Consider the following 22,251-nt stretch of genomic DNA (forward strand, 5'->3'; position numbering starts at 1 on the left):
TATTTTTTATAAATATATCTATTATAGTATACTATGGTTTCGATATAGACTTTGTAAAAGTTGTATATTTTTAATAAAAGGCACCTCTGACGGGGCACCTTTTATTTTCACTCTATTGTACACCATACTGAATATAACTTGGATCGTAGTATATCCATTGATTTGTCCCTAAGCAAAGCCATCCATCTTGCTTACTCCATACTCGATACGATTCACCATGATGTAACTGTCTTATAACATTTCCATTTAATGATGGAGCATCACGCAAATTTACATTATCACCAGTAATATTCGCCACATAATGTTTATACTGAATATAACTCGGATCATTATATACCCACTGATTTGTCCCTAAACAAAGCCATCCATCTTGTTCTCCCCAAACTTCATATGTTTCGCCACGATTCAATTGACGAATTACACTAGACTGCAAAGATGGTCCACTTCTCAAATTCACATGATCTCCATTAATTATAGCAACCCCGTACACTGGAGTTGCATTATTAGGCGGGGAAACATTACCTCCACCACTTGCTCCATTCCCTTTTAAAGCTTCTAATGAAACTGCAGCTGATACATCACAATTTCCTACGCCTGAAATTTGTCCAGAATCTGTGTACTGCCACGCTGTCCACGCTGTCCATCCACCAGCATCAGCAGGCGGTGTACTCGAGTATTTAGCAATCCAAAGCGGTATATCACTTAATCCGCTAATTCCGAACTCATTAATATACCAAACTCCTGTATATAACATTACATCTTTTCCAGTAGCCTGTTTCACATAATTTATGAAGCTTCTTGCCCAATTCGATATAGCGTTACCAGTTAAATTACTGTTACTCGGATCTGTTGGTGATTCTAAATCCAGAACTGGCATTAAGTCTGTCTGGTTATTTTGTAATATACTCACAAAATATTTTGCCTCTGAAATTGCATCATTTTGTTCTGGGCGTGCAAAATGGTATGCACCAATTAATACATTCGCATTTCGTGCTGCTTGTACATTCTTAGTAAAAGTAGGATCAATGTAGTTTACACCTTCTGTCGCTTTTGCATACGCTGCTGGAATTCCAGATGCCTTCACTGCATTCCAATCAATATTCCCTTCCCAATGAGACACATCAATAAACGTAACATTTGAACTTGATCTGTTTTGCATATAAAATCTCCTATCATTTTTTTACTTCGTATACATACAATATGTACAAGTTTCATAAGAGGACACGACATTTATGCTATAGAAACAAAGAGTAAACATATTTTGTATACAAAATAAAAAAGACCTTGTATTACAAGGCCTTTTGCAAACTCACTTTATTTTGTAACAAATACATATTATAATACAAACCTTGCTCACTTAATAATTCTTGATGTGTCCCTCTCTCTATTATCTCTCCATCATGCATCACAAAAATTTGATCCGCATCTTGAATTGTAGATAACCTATGCGCAATGGCTATCGTCGTTCTACCTTTTCGCATTTGTTGCAACGCTGTTTGAATAGCCTCTTCTGTTTCTGTATCGATATTAGCTGTTGCTTCATCTAATACTAATACTTTCGGATTCGTTGCTATCGTTCTAGCAAAAGCAATTAATTGTCGTTGACCGCTTGAAAATGCTGCACCTCTTTCTACTACTTCTGTTTCATACTGTTTTGGTAACTTTTCAATAAACGTATTCGCTTGCACAAATCGAGCAGCTTCTTTTACTTCTTCATCCGTAATTTCTTCATTATACATACGAATATTTTGCTTTACATTTCCAGCAAATAAAAATGCATCTTGCAATACGAGTCCTATTTTCTTTCTAATTTCTCGTTCTTCAAATTTTTCTAAATCTACACCGTCTATTACAATATTTCCTGACTTAATATTATAAAATCGCATTAACAAATTCATAATCGTACTTTTTCCGCTACCAGTATGCCCAACAAAAGCAACCGTTTGCCCTTGTTTCACGTGAAATGATACATTTTTTAAAACGTCACGCTTTCCATCATATGAAAAAGTAACATTTTTAAATTCAATATCTCCATCCACGATTTGAGGATTCTCATTGCCTTTTTGAACCGGTGCTAAATCTTTCTCGTCCATTAAATGAAATACACGTGATGACGAAACAAGTGCCTGTTGGAAGAAGGACAATTTCATCATCATCTCATTTACAGGTTGGAAGAAACGATGTATATAGTTAACAAAAGCATATAAAACTCCTACTTCAACAGGACTCTTTAAAGCATCAATCCCAAATAAACCTAGTACTAACGCAATAGCTACAATATGTACTAAATCCGTAGCTGGTCGTAAAAGTAATGCGTCTAACTTCAAAGTACGTCGCCCTGCACTATAATGTTTATTATTCACTTCTTCAAACTCTTTTCTCATACGTTTTTCTTGTCTGAACACTTGAACAATATTCATTCCTTGTATGGACTCGTTCAACTTTGCATTTAACACGCTTAGTTGATTACGTACTTCTAAATAAAAAGCCGCACTTTTCCGGCGATATAATACCATAATCGCAAACATTATCGGAATTAATACGAGAGAAAATAGCGCTAATTTTACATCTAATAAAAACATCGCTACTAAAATACCTACTAAAAAGACTACATTTTTTACAAATGTTGATAATACACTGACATAAAAATCTTTAATCGCTTCCGTATCATTTGTTATACGCGATACAAGTGTACCAATCGGCGTACGATCAAAGAAACTTAATGACAGCTTTTGAACATGTTCATATACTTCAACTCGCATATCTTGAACAATCTTAAAAGCAATGTTCTGAAAGTACAATAGATTTAAATACGTAAATAGTACTTTTAATAAATGAGCAACTATGTAAATTACAAATAAAGTAACGAGCGCTGATCGTCCAAAATCCCGCGGTACTAGGTGTTCATCGAGGAATTGTTTAATTAAAAAAGGACCCATCATTTCCGTTACTGTCGCACCAACTAAAAAGATAAATGCTAAAGATAGTAACCCTTTATATGGCTTCATATAGGAAAGCAATCTACTTAAATCACTTCGCTTCTTCTCTACCATCATACGCCTCCTTTCTCGACTAAAGCTTCTAATTGCTGGCTTTCATACATTTCCTTATACCAGCCGTTTTCCTTCATTAATTCCTCATGTGTACCTCTTTGTACAATTCTACCTTCATCAACAACAAGAATAAGATTGGCATGCTGAATTGCACTTAATCGGTGTGCAGTAATAATCGTCGTTTTCCCTGCTCTCTCCCTCTTTAAGGCACTTAAAATCGTCTCTTCTGTTTTTGCATCTACCGCTGATAAACAATCATCCAAAATTAAAATTTCAGCATTTGTTAATAAAGCACGAGCAATAGAGATTCGCTGTTTTTGACCACCAGATAACGAAACACCTCTTTCCCCTACTACTGTTTCATATCCTTCTGAAAATTGGAGGATGTCATTATGAATACAAGCAATCTCTGCAGCTTTGGTAATTTCATTATATGTAGCATCCGCCTTTCCAAAGGCAATATTCTCACCAATACTTGCTGAAAATAAAAAATGATCTTGCGGCACGTATGAAATGGCAGAACGGACACCATGAAGTGTTATATCTCGAATATCTCGCTCCCCAATTTTTAATTCACCATTAAAATGATCATACTCACGGATTAAACATTTTAATAAAGTCGTTTTCCCTGCGCCTGTACGTCCTACAACTCCTAGCGTTTCGCCCTTCTTCAAATCAAAGTGAATATCGTTTAAATGTAACAATTCATTTTTCTTATACGAAAATGAATCAACGGCAAACGAAACATTACCGCTCGCTATTGTATGTACAGCATTTTCGCTATTTACTACATCTGATTTTTGTGAAAGAATTTTTTCTACACGGTCATATGAAGCACGCCCACGCTCCATAATATTGAATAACCATCCAAACGCTAACATTGGCCAAACGAGGGTACCTAAATATGTCGTAAATGTAACGAGATCACCTACTGTTAATTCACCTCTTACAACTAATACTGATCCGTAACATACTGCGATTAAAAAAGAAAATCCAACGATAAGAGAGATTGTCGGATCAAATAACGAATCAATACGTGCAACTAACACATTTTTATGTACAACATCTTCTGATTTTCTTCGAAACGCCTGTAAATCTTCTTTCTCTTGTCCAAGCGAGCGAATCACTTTCATTCCACTCATACTCTCTTGCACTTTATCATTGATTTCCGAAAACGATTGCTGTGCTTTATGAAACCTTTTATGTAATAAAGTTCCATAATAATTTGTCGAAATAGCTACAATCGGCATTGGAATTAAACTTAATAATGTTAACTTCCAACTAATTGTAAAACCCATCGCTACGAGTACACATCCTCCGACAGCTAATGAGTCAACAAGCGTCAAAACACCTGCTCCAGCAGTTTGCTGGATCGCTTGAATATCATTGGTCGCATGTGCCATTAAATCACCTGTTCGATTTGACTGATAGAAAGATGGACTCATCTTTGTAAAATGTTCATACAAATTTTTTCGTAATTGGCGAGCTAATTTTAATGAAGACCCGAAAATCATAATACGCCATATGTAACGTAATATGTACATCGTAATACCTACAATTACTAATAGTACAACCCATTTTAGTAACTTATCGGTCGTCAATGTTCCATCATTAATTTCATCTACAACGATTCCAATTACTTTTGGTGCTACAAGTTCTAAAAGTGCAACGCCAAACAATAAAATAATTCCAGTTATGTACGCTCGTTTTTCTTGTTTAAAAAACCATGCTAAATTCATAAACACTTTCATTTTTTTCCTCCTCCCTTAAAATGAGCGATGTTTTCAGTTTACCAAAAATACAGAATTTTTAAAAGTTTTAAAAACTATAACTAACAAAAAGAAAGACACTCTTAGCGAGTGTCTTTTAGCGCTTATTTCATTTGTTGCTTGTTCATTGCGCTCATCATTTGATTGATTTTCTTTTGGGAAGGTTTTTGTCCCATTTGCATCATCATCATTTTTAACATTTGTTCGTTAATTGGTGGATTTTTTTGTAAGTAATTCATCATGTATTTGCGGGCAATGAAAAATCCTAACGCCACGCCTGCTACTAGTGCTACTACGCCCACTAGAATACCTAACCAAATTGGCATATATTTTCCTCCTTCATGTTGTCTACCTTACAGTGTACTAAAACCTTTTCAATAAGACAAGATACAATTCGACATTTTTTACACATATGTTCGTACTTGTTTTAGAGGATTCAGCCATCCGTACTTTGTATTTTCATAATCCATAGCTAAAAATGTTAATTCACACTTTCTTAACACCTCAAAGAACGTCGTTTCCATAGAGACATTTCCAGAGGTATTCATACGAATATAGTGCGGTTTCACCATTATTTCGCCGTACTCCGCTCCCGTATAAAGTGTATGTGTATGATGTGTTCTATCATATTTACCAAGAACGCGCAAAGCTTGTTCTAATTTATGATGAATTTTCATTACTTGCAATGGCATCGTTATATACATCATTTGCTTATATAACACTTTTTTCTCCGAAAGGGACCCAGATTCTGAAAATCGAGCAAATAAATCAAAAAACAAATATTCACGACCAAAATAAGCTTTCGCAATATCCTCTTGAATTAAATACAATTCATACGTTTTCATTTTTCCACTCCCAATCTGGACAACCTTTTCTCTTCATTATATATAAGAAAATTTGCAATGATTGTCTGACTGCGGAGAGATAAAAAACTTTTTCTGTCGAAAAAACTCATTTACATAGAAAAACCTCTCCATGCCGGAGAGATTTTTCTGAAATCATTAAAGCATTTCTTTTACTTTACGAACAACGTTCTCTACAGTAAATCCATACTCTTCCATAATCTTCTCACCAGGAGCAGAAGCACCGAATGTATCGATACCTAACACATCTCCTTCAAGACCTACGTAACGGTGCCATCCGAATGTAGCACCCATTTCGATTGCGAAACGTTTTGTTACTGCTTTTGGTAATACAGATTCTTTGTACTCTGCAGTTTGAGCTTCGAAGCGATCCATAGATGGCATGCTGACAACAGCTGCGTCAACGCCGTCTACTGCTAATGCTTTTTGAGCTTCAACAGCTAGGCTTACTTCAGATCCAGTTGCAAGTAAGATTACATCAGCCGTTTCTTTCTTGCTTGCAGAAACTACATATGCACCTTTTGCTACTTTTTCATACGTATCATCTTTTGCACCTTCTAATGTTGGAAGGTCTTGACGAGTTAATACTAAAGCAGTTGGTTTGTTTGTAGATTCTAAAGCTAGTCTCCAAGCTGCAACAGATTCGTTACCATCAGCAGGACGAATAACAGAAACGTTTGGCATTGCACGAAGCGCTGCTAATTGCTCGATTGGTTCATGTGTTGGACCATCTTCACCAACAGCGATACTGTCATGTGTGAATACATACGTTACTGGCAATTGCATTAATGCTGCAAGGCGAATTGCTGGACGTAAGTAATCAGAGAATACGAAGAACGTACCACCGTAAGTTTTTAAACCACCATGTAGTGCAATACCGTTCATTGCTGCACCCATTGCGAACTCACGTACACCGTACCAAATGTTTTTACCGCTGTAATCATCTCTTGTAAAGTCTTTTTCGTTATTCATGTATGTTTTGTTAGAACCAGCAAGGTCAGCAGATCCACCGAAGAATGATGGTACAGACTCTGCAATTGCATTAATTACAGCACCAGAAGAATTACGAGTTGCTGCTTTTGATCCTAATTCATAAGTCGGTAAGTTTTGCTCCCAACCTTCTGGAAGTTGACCGTTCATTGCTGCTTGGAATTCGTTTGCTAATTCTGGGTATGCTTGTGCATATTCACCTAGCATCGTGTTCCACTCAGCTTGCGCAGTTTCACTAACATCTTGTACTGTTTTACGGAAGTTGTCATATACTTCTTCTGCTACGTGGAAGTCTTGCTCAGCAGTCCAAGCATATGCTTCTTTCGTTAATTTTGTTTCTTCTACACCAAGTGGAGAACCATGTGAAGCTGATTTTCCTGATTTGTTTGGAGAACCGAAACCAATTGTCGTTCTTACTTCAATTAGCGTTGGGCGTTTTTCGTCAGCTTTCGCTTCTTCAATTGCTTTCGCGATTGCTTCAATATCGTTTCCATCCTCAACACGGATTACTTGCCATCCGTATGCTTTGTAACGATCTTCTACACTTTCAGAGAATGAACGATTTAAATCGCCATCTAATGAAATATCGTTTGAATCGTAAAGCACAACAAGACGACCTAATTGTAAATGAGCAGCTAATGAAGATGCTTCAGCAGAAACGCCCTCCATTAAATCTCCATCACCACAAATAGCGTATGTATAATGATCTACTACATTATACGCATCACGGTTATATTTAGCAGCTAAATGTCTTTCAGCCATTGCCATACCTACAGCAGTTGCAATACCTTGTCCAAGTGGACCAGTCGTTGCATCTACACCAGCTGTATGACCGTACTCAGGATGTCCTGGAGTTTTGCTTCCCCATTGACGGAAGTTCTTTAAGTCATCCATTGTTACATCATAACCAGATAGGTGAAGTAGACTGTATAATAACATTGAACCATGACCTGCAGATAATACGAAACGATCACGGTTAAACCACGTTGGGTTATTTGGATTGTGTTTCATAAATTGAGTCCATAATGTATAAGCCATTGGTGCTGCACCCATTGGCATTCCTGGGTGACCAGAGTTTGCTTTTTCAATCGCATCGATGGATAATGTGCGAATCGTGTTGATAGAAAGTTGTTCGATTGAATGTGACATGCTATTCTTCCCTTCGCTTATATTAGTAAACGTTTTATACATTTATATGATAGCTTCCCACGCAAGATTATACAACATGTATCGACAAATATGTTGATATTTTTTTGATTTTTTATAAAAAAATCAATGTTTCCGGGAATGTATGGGCATTCAATATGACATACTTTTTCATTATTTTTATTTTAAAAAGAAAGGGAATTATCTGTATATTTATACAAATTCCTTCTATACTTACTTTTTTAAATAAGTTTTTAAAAACATAAAAAAGCATCTAACTTCGATGCTTTTCAAATAAGTTAAACAATCCGTTTCCGAATCGAGCTTGAAATCAAATCAATTATAATTACCATTAAAATAATGCCTAATAAAATAATACCAACACGAGACCAATTCCGTGAACTCAGCGCAAAAATTAAAGGTGTACCAATCCCTCCTGCTCCAATAACCCCTAAAATTGCAGCGGATCGTACATTAATTTCAAATCTGTATAACGTATACGATAGAAAATCTGGTAACACTTGCGGTAACACCGCATACCAAAGTATTTGAAAACGATTTGCTCCTGTTGCTAGTAACGCTTCCGTCGGTCCTTTATCTATGTTTTCAATTCCTTCTGAATATAGTTTTCCTAACATTCCAATAGAATGCAATCCTAAGGCTAATACTCCTGCAAAAGAGCCTGGACCAACAGCTTTTATAAATAAAAGAGCCATAACTAATTCAGGAAACGTACGAACAAAACTAAGTACAATTTTCCCAGATCCTGAAGTTAATTTTCCACTACTCATATTCGTTGCCGCCCAAAAGGCAAACGGAACAGATAAAAATGCAGAAATAAATGTACCTAATATCGCAATTGCCAACGTATCAATTAATCCATGTAATAAATCTTCACCATCTGGCAAAGATACATACGACCAGTCTGGACTCAATATCCCTGTCATAATTGCTTTTGTAATTTCTCCCGCCGTTTCCTTTATTCCCTCTAGCGGTACTCCTGAAAAAGCCCATATATAAACAAATGTAAGTACTATAAAAATAAACGAGCGATACACACTCGGTTTCTTCGGTTTTGGTACGATTATCGTCGTTTTACTCATTATAATTTCTCCCGCAACAATGTACTTACATAATCAATTACCAATACAACAACAAGAGTATAGATGATAATAGATGCAGTTTGTTGATATTGTAAAAATCCAAGTGTACGATCATAATATAGTCCAATACCACCTGCTCCTACTAAACCTAGGACAGCCGCTGCCCGTACATTCACCTCAAATGTATATAGTACATAGGAAACAAAGTGTGCTTTTACTTGTGGAATGACTCCATAAACAATCCATTGCACCTTATTAGCCCCTACAGCTGTCATCGCTTCTAGTGGGCCAGGGTCAATTGATTCAATTGATTCATACAACAATTTCGCCACGAGCCCAATTGAGAAAAAAGTAAGAGCTAAAATACCCGGAAGTGGTCCTATTCCAAAAATAGCTACGAAAATTGCCGCTAATAATAAATCTGGTATCGTTCGAATAAAATTTAAAATCAATCGAGCTGGACTGTATAAAAATGTACTAGTAAACACATTACTTGCCGCAAACAGTGCAAGTGGAATAGCTAAAATCGCTCCTAAAGTCGTCCCAATAATCGCCATACGTATTGTATCTAACATTGCTGTTGTAATAACTTGAAAATAACTCCAATCTGGCGGCACCATTTCTTTTAACAAATCCATTATATTAGGAAAACCAACTACTAGCTTTGAAAATGATGCGTCGACCTGTATACTACTTCCCCACAACAGTAAAATGAATAGAATAAACGTTAACATATGTTTTAACTTACTCGGCGGCTTCGGTATCGACTTCGAATATATCGTCACATCATTCATTTAACTGCCACCTCTAACAATTCACTTTTCTGTGCTACGTCACCATAAATTTCAGCAAACTTTTCATCCGTTGCTGCTTCTACTAAACCATCAAAAACAATTTCGCCTGCATGTAATCCAATAATACGCGTCGCATATTGCCTAGCTAAAGCAATAGAATGTAAGTTTACAATTGTTGTAATTCCAAAATCTTCATTAATTTTCTTTAAATCATCTAATACTTGCTTTGTTGTTAGCGGATCTAACGACGCAACAGGTTCATCTGCCAATATGATTTTTGCTTCTTGCGCCAATGCTCTAGCTATCGATACACGTTGTTGTTGTCCTCCTGATAATTCATCAGCACGTGCATATGCTTTTTCTAAAATATTCACTCTTTTTAACGCTTGAAATGCGAGCTCCACATCCTCTTTCGGAAACAAACCTAACGTTGTACGCAATGTCGAATGATATCCAACACGGCCAGCTAATACATTCTTCAATACTGTTGATCGCTTTACAAGGTTAAAACTTTGAAAAATCATACCAATATCCCGGCGCATACGTCGTAAATCTTTTCCTTTTGCAGCAGTAATAGACTCACATTCAATCATGATTTCGCCTTCTGTAATCTCATGAAGACGATTTACCGATTTTAGAAGTGTAGACTTTCCAGCTCCGGACAGCCCTACCATTACAACAAACTCACCTTTTTGAATTTTCAAGTTTATATTATTCAATCCTTTTGTACCATTTGGATACACTTTGGAGACATTTCGAAATTCTATCACACATCTTACCTACCTTCTATGTATTCAAAACGGCAAACTAACTGAAAACATTCCCTTTCAGCTAGCTGCCATTTCCATATGTATTATTGCGTTTTTACTTTCTTCCCATATTCACGAACGATGTCAAATTTACTATCATCAGATTTAACATATCCTTCATGTGAATATACTTCTTTAATGATTTTGTGACCTTCCTCATTTTTTCCAATTTCAATGAAAGCATCCTGTAATTTCTTGCTCCACTCTTCATCTAAATCAGAACGTACCGAAATCGTATCGTTTGGAATTTTCTCCGTAAATTTCACTATTTTCGTTTGCTCGAATATATTCGGATAATCTTTTTTTACAATATTACGAGCATCTTGGAATACAACAGCTGCATCTACGTCACCATTTAAAAGAGCAATAAGCGACTGATCGTGACCTTTTAATGTAACAGGTTTCACATCTTTTAACGGATCAATTCCCTCTTTTAATAGAACAGCTGCAGGCCATACATACCCTGCTGATGATGTTACATCTTGATAACCAATCTTTTTACCTTTTAAATCTTTTACACTATTTATATTAGAGTCTTTTTTAACAACAAACTCAGATTTATAATAATCTACTAAATCTTTTGTAGGAGCTCCTGTTTCATCCTCTACTCCAAAACGTTGTGCTTGTAAAATTACATTTGCAGCCTTCTTTTCATGTGCTAATACGTACGCTGTTGGCGGTAAAAATCCTACATCTACTTGTTTAGATGCCATCGCTTCTACAATTGTATTGTAGTTCGTTGAAATACTAACTTTTACTGGAATATTTAACTTATCACTTAATAGCTTCTCAAGCGGTTTTGCCTTCGCCTCTAACGTATCTGCATTTTGAGAAGGAACAAATTGAACATTTAAAGTCTTCGGTACATACCCTTTTTTCGTATCTTCATTTTTACTTGCACTTGATTCCTTCGTTCCACAGCCACTTAATAATCCCGCTGCTAGTACAACTGTTGTGCTCATTGCAAAAACTTTTTTCAACATATTAATGCCTCCATTTTTCATTGTTATAAAATAACCTTTCATAAACATGAAGAAATATATCACATATTTTTACAAATAATTGATTATTTACAGAATCTTTACACATTCTATACACTCACATTAAAATTCTCTTCACATATTTGATATGATGAATTGGAAGATAACAATAGAAAAGGTGAGTCATATTGGAACAAAATCAAACTGTAACTTTAAACATCTTATTAACAAGCGATATACATGGCACTGTTTATCCTATTCACTACCAAGATAACTCCCCAGCAGAACTTGGTTTAGCTAAAATTTCTACTCTTATAAAAAAAGAACGTTCCCAAAATACAAACGTTCTTTTAATTGATAATGGCGACTTTATTCAAGGAACACCATTTACTTATCATTATGTTACATACGAAAAAAACAAAAAAAACCCAATGTCCTTATTAGCGAATTACTTACAGTATGACGCTGCAATTATCGGCAATCATGAGTTTAATTACGGGATGGATATATTAAATAATGCTGTGACTACTGCGAACTTCCCGTACCTATCAGCAAACATTTTAGATAAAAACATAAAGAAGCCTTATTTCGGAAAACCTTATATAATCAAACAGATTGAATCCAATATAAAAATTGCTATTTTAGGGGTGACAACGCACTACATTACCAATTGGGAACAACCCCATCACATTAAAGACTTACAATTTGAAGATGCATTAGAAACAACGAAAAAGTGGGTTTCTTACATTCGCAAACATGAGAAACCAGATTTACTAGTCGTAGCGTATCACGGGGGAGTTGAACGAGATTTACAAACCGGGGTACCGACTGAAGTTTTAACAGGAGAAAACCAAGGATATGCAATGTGCCATGAAATTGAAGACATAGATATTTTATTAACAGGCCACCAGCACCGGGAAATTGCTCACACAATGGCTAACGGTGTAACAATTTTACAGACCGGATGTAATGGAAACTCCGTTGGAAAAGTAAAAATAACATTCGAAAAAACAAAACATAAATGGGTTAAAAAAGAGAGTTCTTCTGAATTATTATCTGTACAAGGAGTTGAGGCTGACCAAGATGTACTTTCATTGGTAGCCGATTACGAAGAGAAAACACAAAAGTGGCTTGATCAACCTATTGGAATCATTCAGGGGGATATGCAAATTTCAGATGCTATGCAAACTCGTTTGCATGATCATCCTTTTATCGAATTCATAAATAAAATACAGATGGATATAGCTAATGTATCAATTTCTTGTACAAGTTTGTTCCATAATACATCTCCAGGTTTCCCGGAACATGTAACAATGCGTGACATCGTTTCTAATTATATTTATCCGAACACATTAAAAGTAATTAGACTAACTGGAGCGGACATAAAAAATGCTCTTGAACTCTCTGCTTCTTATTTCACATTAAAAACAGATGGATCCATCACCGTAAGTCCTACCTACATAGAACCAAAGCCACAACATTATAATTATGATATGTGGGAAGGGATTTCATACGTATTAAACATTTCAAAACCAATTGGTGAAAGAGTAGAATCTTTACAGCATAACAGTGCTCCTCTTAATATGAATGAAGAATATGACGTTGTAATGAATAATTATCGTGCAAGTGGCGGGGGAAATTTCTTTATGTTTCAAAACAAACCGGTAGTAAAAGATATCCCCACAGATATGTCTGAACTTATCGCTAATTATATATTGGAACATAAAACGATAGAAGCAACAGTTAATAACAACTGGAAAGTTATTAAATAACGATTTTTACATATAAAAAAGATGGGCTTCGCCCATCTTTTAATTTAATCTTGCATTATCTTGCTTTTTTAAAGCTTTTAATTTCGTCGGTGTAACATCTGTACCTTCTTCGTTAACAACTTTAATACCTTTAAGTTCGTTTAACATATTTTGACGAAATCCTTTTAAATATTGTTCACGTAGCGATTGACGCTCACGTTGCTCTTCTTCAGTTAAACCTTCAGCTTTTGCTTTTTTCGCTAAGAAGTTAATGCGTTCAACGAGTTCGTGATTAATCATCTCGAATCCCCCTTCTAATCAAAACTGATTATTATCATACAATAGTTACTCTTCTTTATCAAGCAATTGCTTCGTATACTCTACATATCTACGATGTACAGTCGCCTTTGAAACATTATGACCAAATCCACGTAATGTTGCTGCAATTTCTTCAAAAGTGAGTTCACTTTTTCGCAAACGTACAATTTCCTCAATTGGCACTTCTTTTTTCTCTCTTCCTACACTTAAATGACGATTTTTTAAATTTTTTTCTGGACGATAACCTTTTTCTACTGCACGTTGCATACCTCGTTTAATTTTCAAATTATGAATCTTTCTTTGATATTCTTCAACAATACCAATAATATCTAATACCATTGAATCAGAATCCGACAATTGTAATTCACCATTATGTGTATGCGTATATACTTTTATGCCTTCTTTATGTAAACAATGCATTAACGCGATCTTCGCATTTCCTCTACCAAGACGCGTTTCATCTTGTATAAGTAACACATCAATTTGTTCGTCTCGAATTGTATCCAACACCTCTAATATACCGTCACGTTCAATTGTATATCCACTAGCCTGCTCTTCAATCACCTTAGTAACATTCATTTGATAGCGCTCAGCTAAATGCAATAATTCATCTTTTTGACGTAATAATGATGTTTCTTGCGCTTCTTTCGTTGTACTCACACGTGCATAAATAATTGCATTCATTTTGAACCCCTCTTTCTCCCTATTATTTCCCTATAGTGTAACATAAATCCGCCATTTGTTCGAACTTATGTTTGTAGAATGTTTTTTCACATGTTATACTTATTAATAAGAAAAATGAAAGAAAACGAGGTGTTAGAAAACATGGAAAAGTTAACGAAACGCCAGCAAGACATTCTCGACTTTATTAAGCTAAAAGTACAAGAAAAAGGATATCCACCTTCCGTACGTGAAATTGGTCAAGCAGTCGGCCTCGCTTCTAGTTCTACAGTGCACGGACATTTATCACGATTAGAAGAAAAAGGATACATTCGACGCGATCCAACAAAACCACGTGCCATTGAAATTTTAGGTGAAGACCGAATGGATACGGAAACACAATCTGTTATTCAAGTTCCAATTGTCGGAAAAGTCACTGCTGGTTTACCAATTACAGCGGTCGAAAGCGTAGAAGAACATTTCCCACTTCCAGCTAGTATTGTTGCTGGAGCAGACCAAGTGTTCATGTTACGTATTTCTGGAGATAGTATGATTGAAGCTGGTATTTTCGATGGAGATTTAGTTGTTGTTCGCCAACAGCAGTCTGCATATAATGGTGAAATTGTAGTCGCTTTAACAGAGGATAACGAAGCAACAGTTAAACGTTTCTATAAAGAAAAAGACCATTTCCGTCTACAACCAGAAAACTCTTCATTAGAACCTATCATTTTAAAACAAGTGTCAGTTATCGGGAAAGTAATTGGCGTATATCGTGATTTACATTAAAAATAACAAAAAGAAGATAATTACCTTATTTATATACGGTAATTATCTTCTTTTTGTATTTTGATAGATTTCCATGCATTCTATTTCTTATTAACGAGTTTCAATCGTCACATCTCCCGCAGCCGTTTTACCGCTAATCTTTTTACTACCATTTCCAATTGTTACATTTTTATTTTCTTCATTAAAAATCGTTACATCTCCCGCAGCACTTTGCCCAGTAATTACCGCATCTTGTGGTTTTTCCGATAAAGTAATATCTATATCTCCCGCAGTTGAACTTGCTTCTAGATTATATTTAGAATCATGATCTTGAATATTTATTTCCCCACTTGTTGTTTTTGCGGTCACTTTCCCTAATACCTTCTTAAAGTTCACCTCACCAGCTTTTGTCGATCCCTCCACATTCTTAGCCGTTACTTGTTTCAACTCTACTTCTCCAGCAAGTGTTCTAACACTTACGCTATCACTTTTCACATCACTCATTTCGATTTGTCCAGCAGATGAATTTACTTTTACATCTTGGTAAGAGCGTTCGGGCACAAGTAGAGTCAATTTAGACGTTTGAAACCTAAAATCGTAGAAAGAAAAATCAAATGAAGCACCTTTTTCTCTTTCCCCAATAATTTTTAATGTGTCACCATCTTCTGCGATACGAATCTCTTGTTTACGTACATCTCCCGATTGCTTTACATAAAAAGAAGAGTCAGGAGATTTTTGAACAATAATATCCCCGGCATCTAACTTAACTTCTATATTTTTTAATGTTTTGTTTTTAATTACATTTTCTTTATCGCCTTTTTCAGCAGTTTGTACTGCTTTTTCATATGTTTGGGAAATTCCTATTACTCCAATAACGATACAAGCGATAGCGATTAAAAATAGTTTTTTCATCATTTACTCTCCTTTTATCATTTTGAAGTTCCATATTACATATCGTACACACAATCTCTTAAACCACTTTGTACTATAAAAAGCGATAATACATAACAATAAACCTACTCCAACAAACGTTATACTAACGAAAAGATCCAACCATATAAAAGTACCCATAAATACTTTTCCAATAACGAAAAGTGGTGTTACTACACTAGCAATACCACCGATCCAAAAAGAAAATATAAAAGCAATAATTGCGACTAACGGGCCTAACACAATAATAAAATTAAACAAACTAAGTCCAATCGCTGCCATAACAGCTCTTGTCACATTTGAAGTCGATGGATTTTTTTTCATTTCATCGAAGCGATACATCGCAAGTAATTCTTTCGCGATTACTTTCGGAGAACCAAGGCCCTGTATTATTTCCGATTCAGTTTTCCCCTCTTCTAGTCCAAACTGAAAGTGCTCTTCATAATCCAATAAAATATCTTGCCTCTCTTCCTCTGGTAACTTTCTAAGATAACTTGATAATTCTTTAAGAAACCCTTCTTTACTCATCCCATTCCACCCCTTCAATAATTTCTTGTACCCCTTTCGCAAAATCACGCCATTCTGTTACTAACAAATGAAATTGCGTCTCCCCTTGCTCTGTTAATTGATAATATTTACGAGGTGGCCCTTCCGTAGATTCCTTTAAATACGTTTGAAAATACCCTTCTTTCGTCAAACGACGTAATAAAGGGTATACTGATCCTTCCGATATTAAAAATTTATTAGAAATTTGCTGAACAAGTTCATAACCGTAACTATCTTTACGTTTTACAAGTGCTAATACACAAAGTTCAAGCACACCTTTTTTAAATTGAACGTTCAAGTGCCATCCTCCTTTCCTATCTTATACTGTTCAATACACGGTACCTGTTTTATCCATAATATACCACTTAGTATTGTTTATTGCAAGGTACTAAACTATATTTATTCCCTAAATTTAGAAAATGAACTAACAAAATTCTGAATAAAACTATGTTATAACTAAGCAGCATTCAAAGTTTCATTTCATTTACATTAATATTAGACTTCATTCACTCTTTCCTCTTGAAAAATCCACCACAACCTTATTCACTATAGCTAATGAGAAAAAGCCCCAATACTTATCGGTATTAGGGCTTTTTCTCATTAGCTATATATGAATCGAATTCCTATTTGAGAACCTGCATATGCGACAAATACTTTAATACCATATTTTATTTCTCATCATCGTTCCCCAAGATTTTTCGCTTAACATCTGATAAATCCTTCGACAACGAACTAAATGCTTTTGCTTGTTCTTCAATGACCTGTTGATTTTTTTCAATAACTTTTTGATATTGTTCTTCGCGCTGTTCATTCTTTTTTTGCGTAGTAAACAGCATCCATACAAATAAAGCTGCGAATGCTCCTTGTTGAATCATTGAATTGAAGATTTGTTCTTCCATCGTTCTCATCTCCTTTTCAAAAATTAAAGAGAATCATACGAGTGATCCTACTCTCATATCCTTATCTCACATTAAAATGTTCTTCTTTTACCCATGTGTTTTGCCCAATATCGATATAACCATCTTTTCTTGCAAAAATCCCATATGGATAAGATCCATCCACATTTCCTTTATAATTTCCATTTGGACCATCATATGTGTTAATGCCATAACCTGCTGGATATTTTGAGTAAGCATGGAACCACTCTACTTCAAAGTGTTCTTCTTTCGCCCACGCTTCCCAACCTAGACATAACATATTTTCATTCCCACCATACCAAGCAGCATCTATAATTAAATATGGCATTTTTGTATTAATGACATGACCTGTGAACCAAGCATCTTTTCCAGGACCACTATATAAATTGATGCCCCATCCTTCTGGGTATTTAGACGTTGCAATTCCCAGCCCTTTTGGTTGTAGTGGTTTATTGTTATCTTCATTAAATGCTTTGTTTATCTTCTCAATGAATTGATCCACTCTTCCTTCATCGAGCATTCGATGTGGGCAATGCTTTCCACTCCACGATTTATGTGTACGTACATTACTAATCGGTATATTGAATTGTTTCATTAACTGAGCAATAACAATTGCTGCATTATCCTCCGCCTTGTAATATCTATCCCCACCGCTTAGAGAATAGCAAATTTCCACTCCGATAGATTTACGATTACCATTTCCGTTACCATCACCCGCATGCCAAGCATTACGATCAAACAGAATACCTTGTACTGCTTCTTTGTCATCTACTGCAACATGAAACGACACTGAATTATTATTCCCAATCATATACGATATCTCATTTTCTGCTGATGCATCATTGTACGTATTATGTACTGTGATGAATTCTGGTGTCATTGTATTGGGACACTTTATACCATATTTACTTGGATCCACTAATTTTTTTCTAATTTCCATTACTGATTATCTCCTTTTTTATTTTTTATCATTTAAAATTCCACTGAATTATTAAGTACATCTAGAAACTAAATCCTCAGACAGGCCATATTCTATATAATGGGTTATGGTCCTCACATTCAAAAAAAAAAAGAGCAACTTTTTACATCAGTTGCTCTTTCAAAAATCGCACTCTATATTCCGCCCAGCATTTTACAGATATTACTCTCATCTCAAGAGGTATGATAACAAGTTTTTTCATCCTACTTAATACATGCTGATTTAAAGATATTATCTTACATTAAAATGCTCTTCTTTTACCCATGTGTTTTGTCCAATATCAATGTAACCATCTTTTCTCGCAAAAACACCATATGGATAAGATCCATCCACATTTCCTTTATAATTTCCATTTGGACCATCATATGTGTTAATACCATAACCTGCTGGATATTTTGAGTAAGCATGGAACCACTGCACTTCAAAGTGTTCTTCTTTTGCCCAGGCTTCCCAACCTAGACATAACATATTTTCATTCCCGCCATACCAAGCAGCATCTATAATTAAATATGGCATTTTTGTATTAATGACATGACCTGTAAACCAAGCATCTTTTCCAGGACCACTATATAAATTGATGCCCCATCCTTCTGGGTATTTAGACGTTGCAATTCCCAGCCCTTTTGGTTGTAGCGGTTTATCAGAAGGTTCAGTTGTACCACCACCGTCTCCTTTTCCTAAGTAGTCTAATGGATTCACAGCATTACTCTTATTGATGTTCCAAGACCCTTTATGCAATTCAAAATGCAAGTGTTGACCACTAGAATCCCCTGTGTTCCCCATAACCCCAATAGTTTGTCCTTGTGTAACATAATCACCTTCTTTTACTGTTCGAGAACCGCTACGCATATGGGCATATACTGTTTCCCATGTAACCCCATCAATAGTGTGCACAATCATAATACATTCACCATAACTGGATGAAATATAAGAACGACTAACTCGTCCGCTAGCTGCTGCATAAATTGGATGATAGCCCGATTCAGCAAGATCTATCCCATGATGATCTGGTCTGCTCCCCCGAAATCCACTTGTTACTCTCGTTGTATCTGTTGGATAAATAAATTTTGCCATAATAATCTTCCTTTCTATTCATACGTAATATAAAAAGGCACTTAAAAAAGCACCCTTTTATATTTTTTCTATATATTAAAATTTATAATTTAAAATCAAATAATAAAAAACTTTGTTATTACCTTACATTAAAATGTTCTTCTTTTACCCATGTGTTTTGTCCAATATCAATGTAACCATCTTTTCTCGCAAAAACACCATATGGATAAGATCCATCCACATTTCCTTTATAATTTCCATTTGGACCATCATATGTGTTAATACCATAACCTGCTGGATATTTTGAGTAAGCGTGGAACCACTGCACTTCAAAGTGTTCTTCTTTTGCCCAGGCTTCCCAACCTAAGCAAAGCATATTTTCATTCCCGCCATACCAAGCAGCATCTATAATTAAATATGGCATTTTTGTATTAATGACATGACCTGTAAACCAAGCATCTTTTCCAGGACCACTATATAAATTAATGCCCCATCCTTCTGGGTATTTAGACGTTGCAATTCCCAGTCCTTTTGGTTGTAACGGCTTATTGTCACCGCCACCAGTTCCTCCATCAAAATCTACATATTGTTTAACAATTTCAGAGTAGAAGAAATTCCCCCCGTTTTTATATCGATAACCACCATTGTAGGCAACAGCGATAGGGTTACTATATTTCACCATAGCACCGGTCGTATTTCCAAGTGATGGCGCAACAACCGTTTTAGAATACAGATCTGCCACCGGTAATGAATGCTGTTTATTGTTAGAAGCTAACCAGCGAAGGTAAGCTCGACCAAAATTATACGATTGAACAATGGCACTTAAATCTGTAATGCCATTTTTCTTCGCATCATCAAAAGCACCCTTTAAATGCTTCACTCCGTAATAAATTGAATCTTTCGGGTTTTTAATTGTATTCATTGCCCATCCTTGTGATTCACTAGACTGCATAATATCAGGTGTCGTTTCAGAATTCCCTCCACTTTCCACCATAATAATTCCAAGCACGTAAGGAACTAACTCAGGTACACCTTGTGCAGAACATTCGCTTTCTACCATTGATTGCCAACGTAATACCTGTTGTGGCAAATTCTTTGTTTTGACTGAAGCAGCTAATAAACTCATCATTAAACATCTCCTCATTTTTCTATTATTTTCGCCTGTAAAACTACTACTTTACTAAATATAACTAGAAGCTAAAGACCTATTAATCCATCAAATCACTTCATATTACTCACCTTCTTTCACAACAAAAAGAGCAACCATAAAAATAGTTGCTCTTTCGTCGAAATCTTATATTACTACTATAAATCACTTTTTCAATACTTTCTGTACACTACATGTATCCTACAAAAAGGTAACACTAAAATCCATCTAAAAACTTGACAATCTTCCTTATTTCAGCATGTTTTCGGCGTATATAGCCTGTACTATAATGTAATTCAAACGCAATTTGCTCTAAAGTCATTCCATCAACATATTTCATTTTAAGTATTTGATGATCCAGTCCTGTAAACTTATTAATCAAAAGCTTTAAATCATACTCTTCATTCATTTTATGAGCTAATTCATATTCAATTGCTTCAATCCGCCCTTCTACCTTAGCCCCTTCCGATTCAGCGGTTAATCTTACATTTTGCAAATCACCGCTAATCCAACGCTTCAATTCGGCTTTTGATTTATCTAAGTTGTATTCTAAATAAGCAATTTCTTCTTCTAACTTCTTATAATCTTTGAGCCATTCGAACACTTACTGATTCACCCACTTCCGTTCTTTTTACAAAGTCTCTTAATACTAATTTAATAGCATGAATATGCTTATTAGCCTTTTCAATCTTTATTACTTGTAAATCATCTAGCATTTTTTCTTATGACCTATATTTATTTAACACTTCTTGTAATCTCTCACGCTCTTCATCAGTAGACTGCACGGTTTTTCTTTCCTCTTCTAGATTTGTTGATTCATCATCTTTATATAACCAATCGGGTACAATCTCTTTTCTATTTGAATACTTCCTACCTGTCCCGTTATATTTCTTTTTCTTGCTCATTTCGAAACGTCTATCTAGTATGGCCACATCAACTAATGTTTTAACTTCTTGCTCCTTCCAATTCTTCAATATAGCCTTAATGTAGTTCCATCTTGGCGCATTCTCATCAACGGCTTTATTAATTGCATGCTGAATTAACTCCCCACTAAACAAATTACAAAAACTCCCCAACTCTGCAATTGCAATTTCACTTAACGGAATGCCCATCCCCTTAATAAAGTTACAACTTACTTTAACCCTCTCATTGATGAATACACGAGATTCTAATTTATCCATATCATCATTATTATTTCGTTTATTAGTATTTAGTCTATTAGTATTTAGTAGTTTCTGATTTTCCTCATATGGCTTTACCACATCTTGGTTTTCCATTTGTGGCATGTTCCTTTGTGGCGTTTCGTAAATTTCCGTATCCCACCTTGTAATTTTTTTCGTATTCCCATCACGAACAGGATAACGTTTTACATAACCTAATTCTTTTAATTCCTTAAAACCTGTACGGAGCGAATCTTCTCCATCCTTAGCATGTCGAGCTAATTCGCTAATATGAAAAGTCCAATCGTCTGGTAATGTAAGCGCATAGGCTAAGATTCCTTTCGCTTTCCATGACAACCTTTCATCTTTTAAACCAGTATTATTTATAACGGAATAATTACTATCTTTTTTCACTCGAATAATCCCCATACTAGCCACCTCATCAATTCTCAAAAACGGTATTCAATGTTATACTTATCTAGAGATATTTTTTCTTATAGAATCCGCTGCAACGGATT

Annotated in this window: 23 protein-coding genes; 2 read left to right on the top strand and 21 right to left on the bottom strand. The window is 35.4% G+C overall.

The genetic code is table 11. From position 1 onward, the window contains the following. Positions 1–112: 112 nt before the first annotated feature. The 10 genes from V6946_RS19420 to V6946_RS19465 form a co-directional block, all read right to left on the bottom strand. The gene (locus tag V6946_RS19420; protein ID WP_006920019.1) at positions 113–1,159 is read right to left on the bottom strand and encodes a GH25 family lysozyme; all 1,047 of its coding nucleotides are present in this window, start codon (positions 1,157–1,159) and stop codon (positions 113–115) included. A gap of 130 nt (positions 1,160–1,289) precedes the next feature. After that, positions 1,290–3,053, bottom strand: coding sequence for an ABC transporter ATP-binding protein (locus tag V6946_RS19425; RefSeq protein ID WP_406622098.1), 1,764 nt, complete (start codon positions 3,051–3,053; stop codon positions 1,290–1,292). Then, on the bottom strand, positions 3,053–4,804 hold the full coding sequence (locus V6946_RS19430) for an ABC transporter ATP-binding protein (RefSeq protein WP_006920021.1): 1,752 nt from the start codon (positions 4,802–4,804) through the stop codon (positions 3,053–3,055). The genes V6946_RS19425 and V6946_RS19430 overlap by 1 nt, the downstream gene beginning before the upstream one ends. A gap of 122 nt (positions 4,805–4,926) precedes the next feature. After that, positions 4,927–5,148, bottom strand: a complete 222-nt coding sequence (locus tag V6946_RS19435) for a YneF family protein (RefSeq protein WP_001123317.1) — start codon at positions 5,146–5,148, stop codon at positions 4,927–4,929. A 78-nt stretch (positions 5,149–5,226) separates the two neighbouring features. Continuing rightward, positions 5,227–5,667 (bottom strand): sporulation inhibitor of replication protein SirA, encoded by a 441-nt coding sequence (gene sirA, locus V6946_RS19440; RefSeq protein ID WP_000860645.1) that lies wholly within the window; start codon positions 5,665–5,667, stop codon positions 5,227–5,229. Between the two features lie 156 nt (positions 5,668–5,823). Continuing rightward, positions 5,824–7,824 carry a transketolase gene (gene tkt, locus V6946_RS19445; protein ID WP_366981424.1) on the bottom strand — a complete coding sequence of 667 codons (2,001 nt, stop codon included), beginning with the start codon at positions 7,822–7,824 and terminating at the stop codon, positions 5,824–5,826. 296 nt (positions 7,825–8,120) lie between these two features. Then, on the bottom strand, positions 8,121–8,924 hold the full coding sequence (gene phnE, locus V6946_RS19450) for a phosphonate ABC transporter, permease protein PhnE (protein ID WP_366981423.1): 804 nt from the start codon (positions 8,922–8,924) through the stop codon (positions 8,121–8,123). Further along, positions 8,924–9,718 carry a phosphonate ABC transporter, permease protein PhnE gene (phnE, locus tag V6946_RS19455; RefSeq protein WP_001000763.1) on the bottom strand — a complete coding sequence of 265 codons (795 nt, stop codon included), beginning with the start codon at positions 9,716–9,718 and terminating at the stop codon, positions 8,924–8,926. Before phnE (V6946_RS19455) ends, phnE (V6946_RS19450) begins: the two co-directional genes overlap by 1 nt. Then, positions 9,715–10,488 carry a phosphonate ABC transporter ATP-binding protein gene (gene phnC, locus V6946_RS19460; protein ID WP_000569245.1) on the bottom strand — a complete coding sequence of 258 codons (774 nt, stop codon included), beginning with the start codon at positions 10,486–10,488 and terminating at the stop codon, positions 9,715–9,717. Before phnC ends, phnE (V6946_RS19455) begins: the two co-directional genes overlap by 4 nt. Before the next feature lie 83 nt (positions 10,489–10,571). After that, positions 10,572–11,510: a phosphate/phosphite/phosphonate ABC transporter substrate-binding protein gene (locus V6946_RS19465; protein ID WP_000915065.1), complete on the bottom strand. Its 939-nt coding sequence runs from the start codon at positions 11,508–11,510 to the stop codon at positions 10,572–10,574. 185 nt (positions 11,511–11,695) lie between these two features. Between V6946_RS19465 and V6946_RS19470 the strand changes: the two genes are divergently transcribed. Next, on the top strand, positions 11,696–13,279 hold the full coding sequence (locus tag V6946_RS19470; protein ID WP_006920043.1) for a bifunctional UDP-sugar hydrolase/5'-nucleotidase: 1,584 nt from the start codon (positions 11,696–11,698) through the stop codon (positions 13,277–13,279). A 39-nt stretch (positions 13,280–13,318) separates the two neighbouring features. Here V6946_RS19470 and V6946_RS19475 read toward each other — a convergent pair whose 3' ends face one another. Together V6946_RS19475 and V6946_RS19480 are read right to left on the bottom strand one after the other, a co-directional pair. After that, positions 13,319–13,558: a DUF896 domain-containing protein gene (locus V6946_RS19475; RefSeq protein ID WP_000607016.1), complete on the bottom strand. Its 240-nt coding sequence runs from the start codon at positions 13,556–13,558 to the stop codon at positions 13,319–13,321. A 45-nt stretch (positions 13,559–13,603) separates the two neighbouring features. Further along, entirely contained in the window at positions 13,604–14,260 is a 657-nt protein-coding gene (locus V6946_RS19480) for a recombinase family protein (RefSeq protein ID WP_000991469.1), read from the bottom strand. Between the two features lie 141 nt (positions 14,261–14,401). Between V6946_RS19480 and lexA the strand changes: the two genes are divergently transcribed. Further along, positions 14,402–15,022 (top strand): transcriptional repressor LexA, encoded by a 621-nt coding sequence (gene lexA, locus V6946_RS19485; protein ID WP_000413738.1) that lies wholly within the window; start codon positions 14,402–14,404, stop codon positions 15,020–15,022. 90 nt (positions 15,023–15,112) lie between these two features. Here the strand turns inward: lexA and V6946_RS19490 are convergent, their stop codons facing one another. The 9 genes from V6946_RS19490 to V6946_RS19530 form a co-directional block, all read right to left on the bottom strand. After that, the gene (locus V6946_RS19490) at positions 15,113–15,916 is read right to left on the bottom strand and encodes a DUF4097 family beta strand repeat-containing protein (RefSeq protein ID WP_006920048.1); all 804 of its coding nucleotides are present in this window, start codon (positions 15,914–15,916) and stop codon (positions 15,113–15,115) included. Then, positions 15,917–16,459, bottom strand: coding sequence for a DUF1700 domain-containing protein (locus tag V6946_RS19495; RefSeq protein WP_000031384.1), 543 nt, complete (start codon positions 16,457–16,459; stop codon positions 15,917–15,919). Next, positions 16,452–16,775, bottom strand: coding sequence for a PadR family transcriptional regulator (locus tag V6946_RS19500; protein WP_001102628.1), 324 nt, complete (start codon positions 16,773–16,775; stop codon positions 16,452–16,454). The genes V6946_RS19495 and V6946_RS19500 overlap by 8 nt, the downstream gene beginning before the upstream one ends. 370 nt (positions 16,776–17,145) lie before the next feature. Next, positions 17,146–17,376, bottom strand: coding sequence for a BhlA/UviB family holin-like peptide (locus V6946_RS19505; protein ID WP_000392444.1), 231 nt, complete (start codon positions 17,374–17,376; stop codon positions 17,146–17,148). A gap of 61 nt (positions 17,377–17,437) precedes the next feature. Further along, positions 17,438–18,334, bottom strand: coding sequence for an N-acetylmuramoyl-L-alanine amidase family protein (locus tag V6946_RS19510; RefSeq protein WP_016123244.1), 897 nt, complete (start codon positions 18,332–18,334; stop codon positions 17,438–17,440). Between the two features lie 270 nt (positions 18,335–18,604). Further along, positions 18,605–19,447 (bottom strand): M23 family metallopeptidase, encoded by an 843-nt coding sequence (locus V6946_RS19515; RefSeq protein ID WP_006920050.1) that lies wholly within the window; start codon positions 19,445–19,447, stop codon positions 18,605–18,607. A gap of 118 nt (positions 19,448–19,565) precedes the next feature. Then, positions 19,566–20,552, bottom strand: coding sequence for a lysozyme family protein (locus tag V6946_RS19520; protein WP_033692154.1), 987 nt, complete (start codon positions 20,550–20,552; stop codon positions 19,566–19,568). 238 nt (positions 20,553–20,790) lie between these two features. After that, positions 20,791–21,177 (bottom strand): DUF1492 domain-containing protein, encoded by a 387-nt coding sequence (locus V6946_RS19525; RefSeq protein WP_000464425.1) that lies wholly within the window; start codon positions 21,175–21,177, stop codon positions 20,791–20,793. 118 nt (positions 21,178–21,295) lie between these two features. After that, the gene (locus V6946_RS19530; RefSeq protein WP_016123249.1) at positions 21,296–22,162 is read right to left on the bottom strand and encodes a DnaD domain protein; all 867 of its coding nucleotides are present in this window, start codon (positions 22,160–22,162) and stop codon (positions 21,296–21,298) included. Between the last annotated feature and the right edge of the window lie 89 nt (positions 22,163–22,251).

Origin of the sequence: Bacillus sp. PPSBB_2 (genome assembly GCF_045291115.1) — a bacterium.
GTDB lineage: Bacteria > Bacillota > Bacilli > Bacillales > Bacillaceae_G > Bacillus_A > Bacillus_A cereus.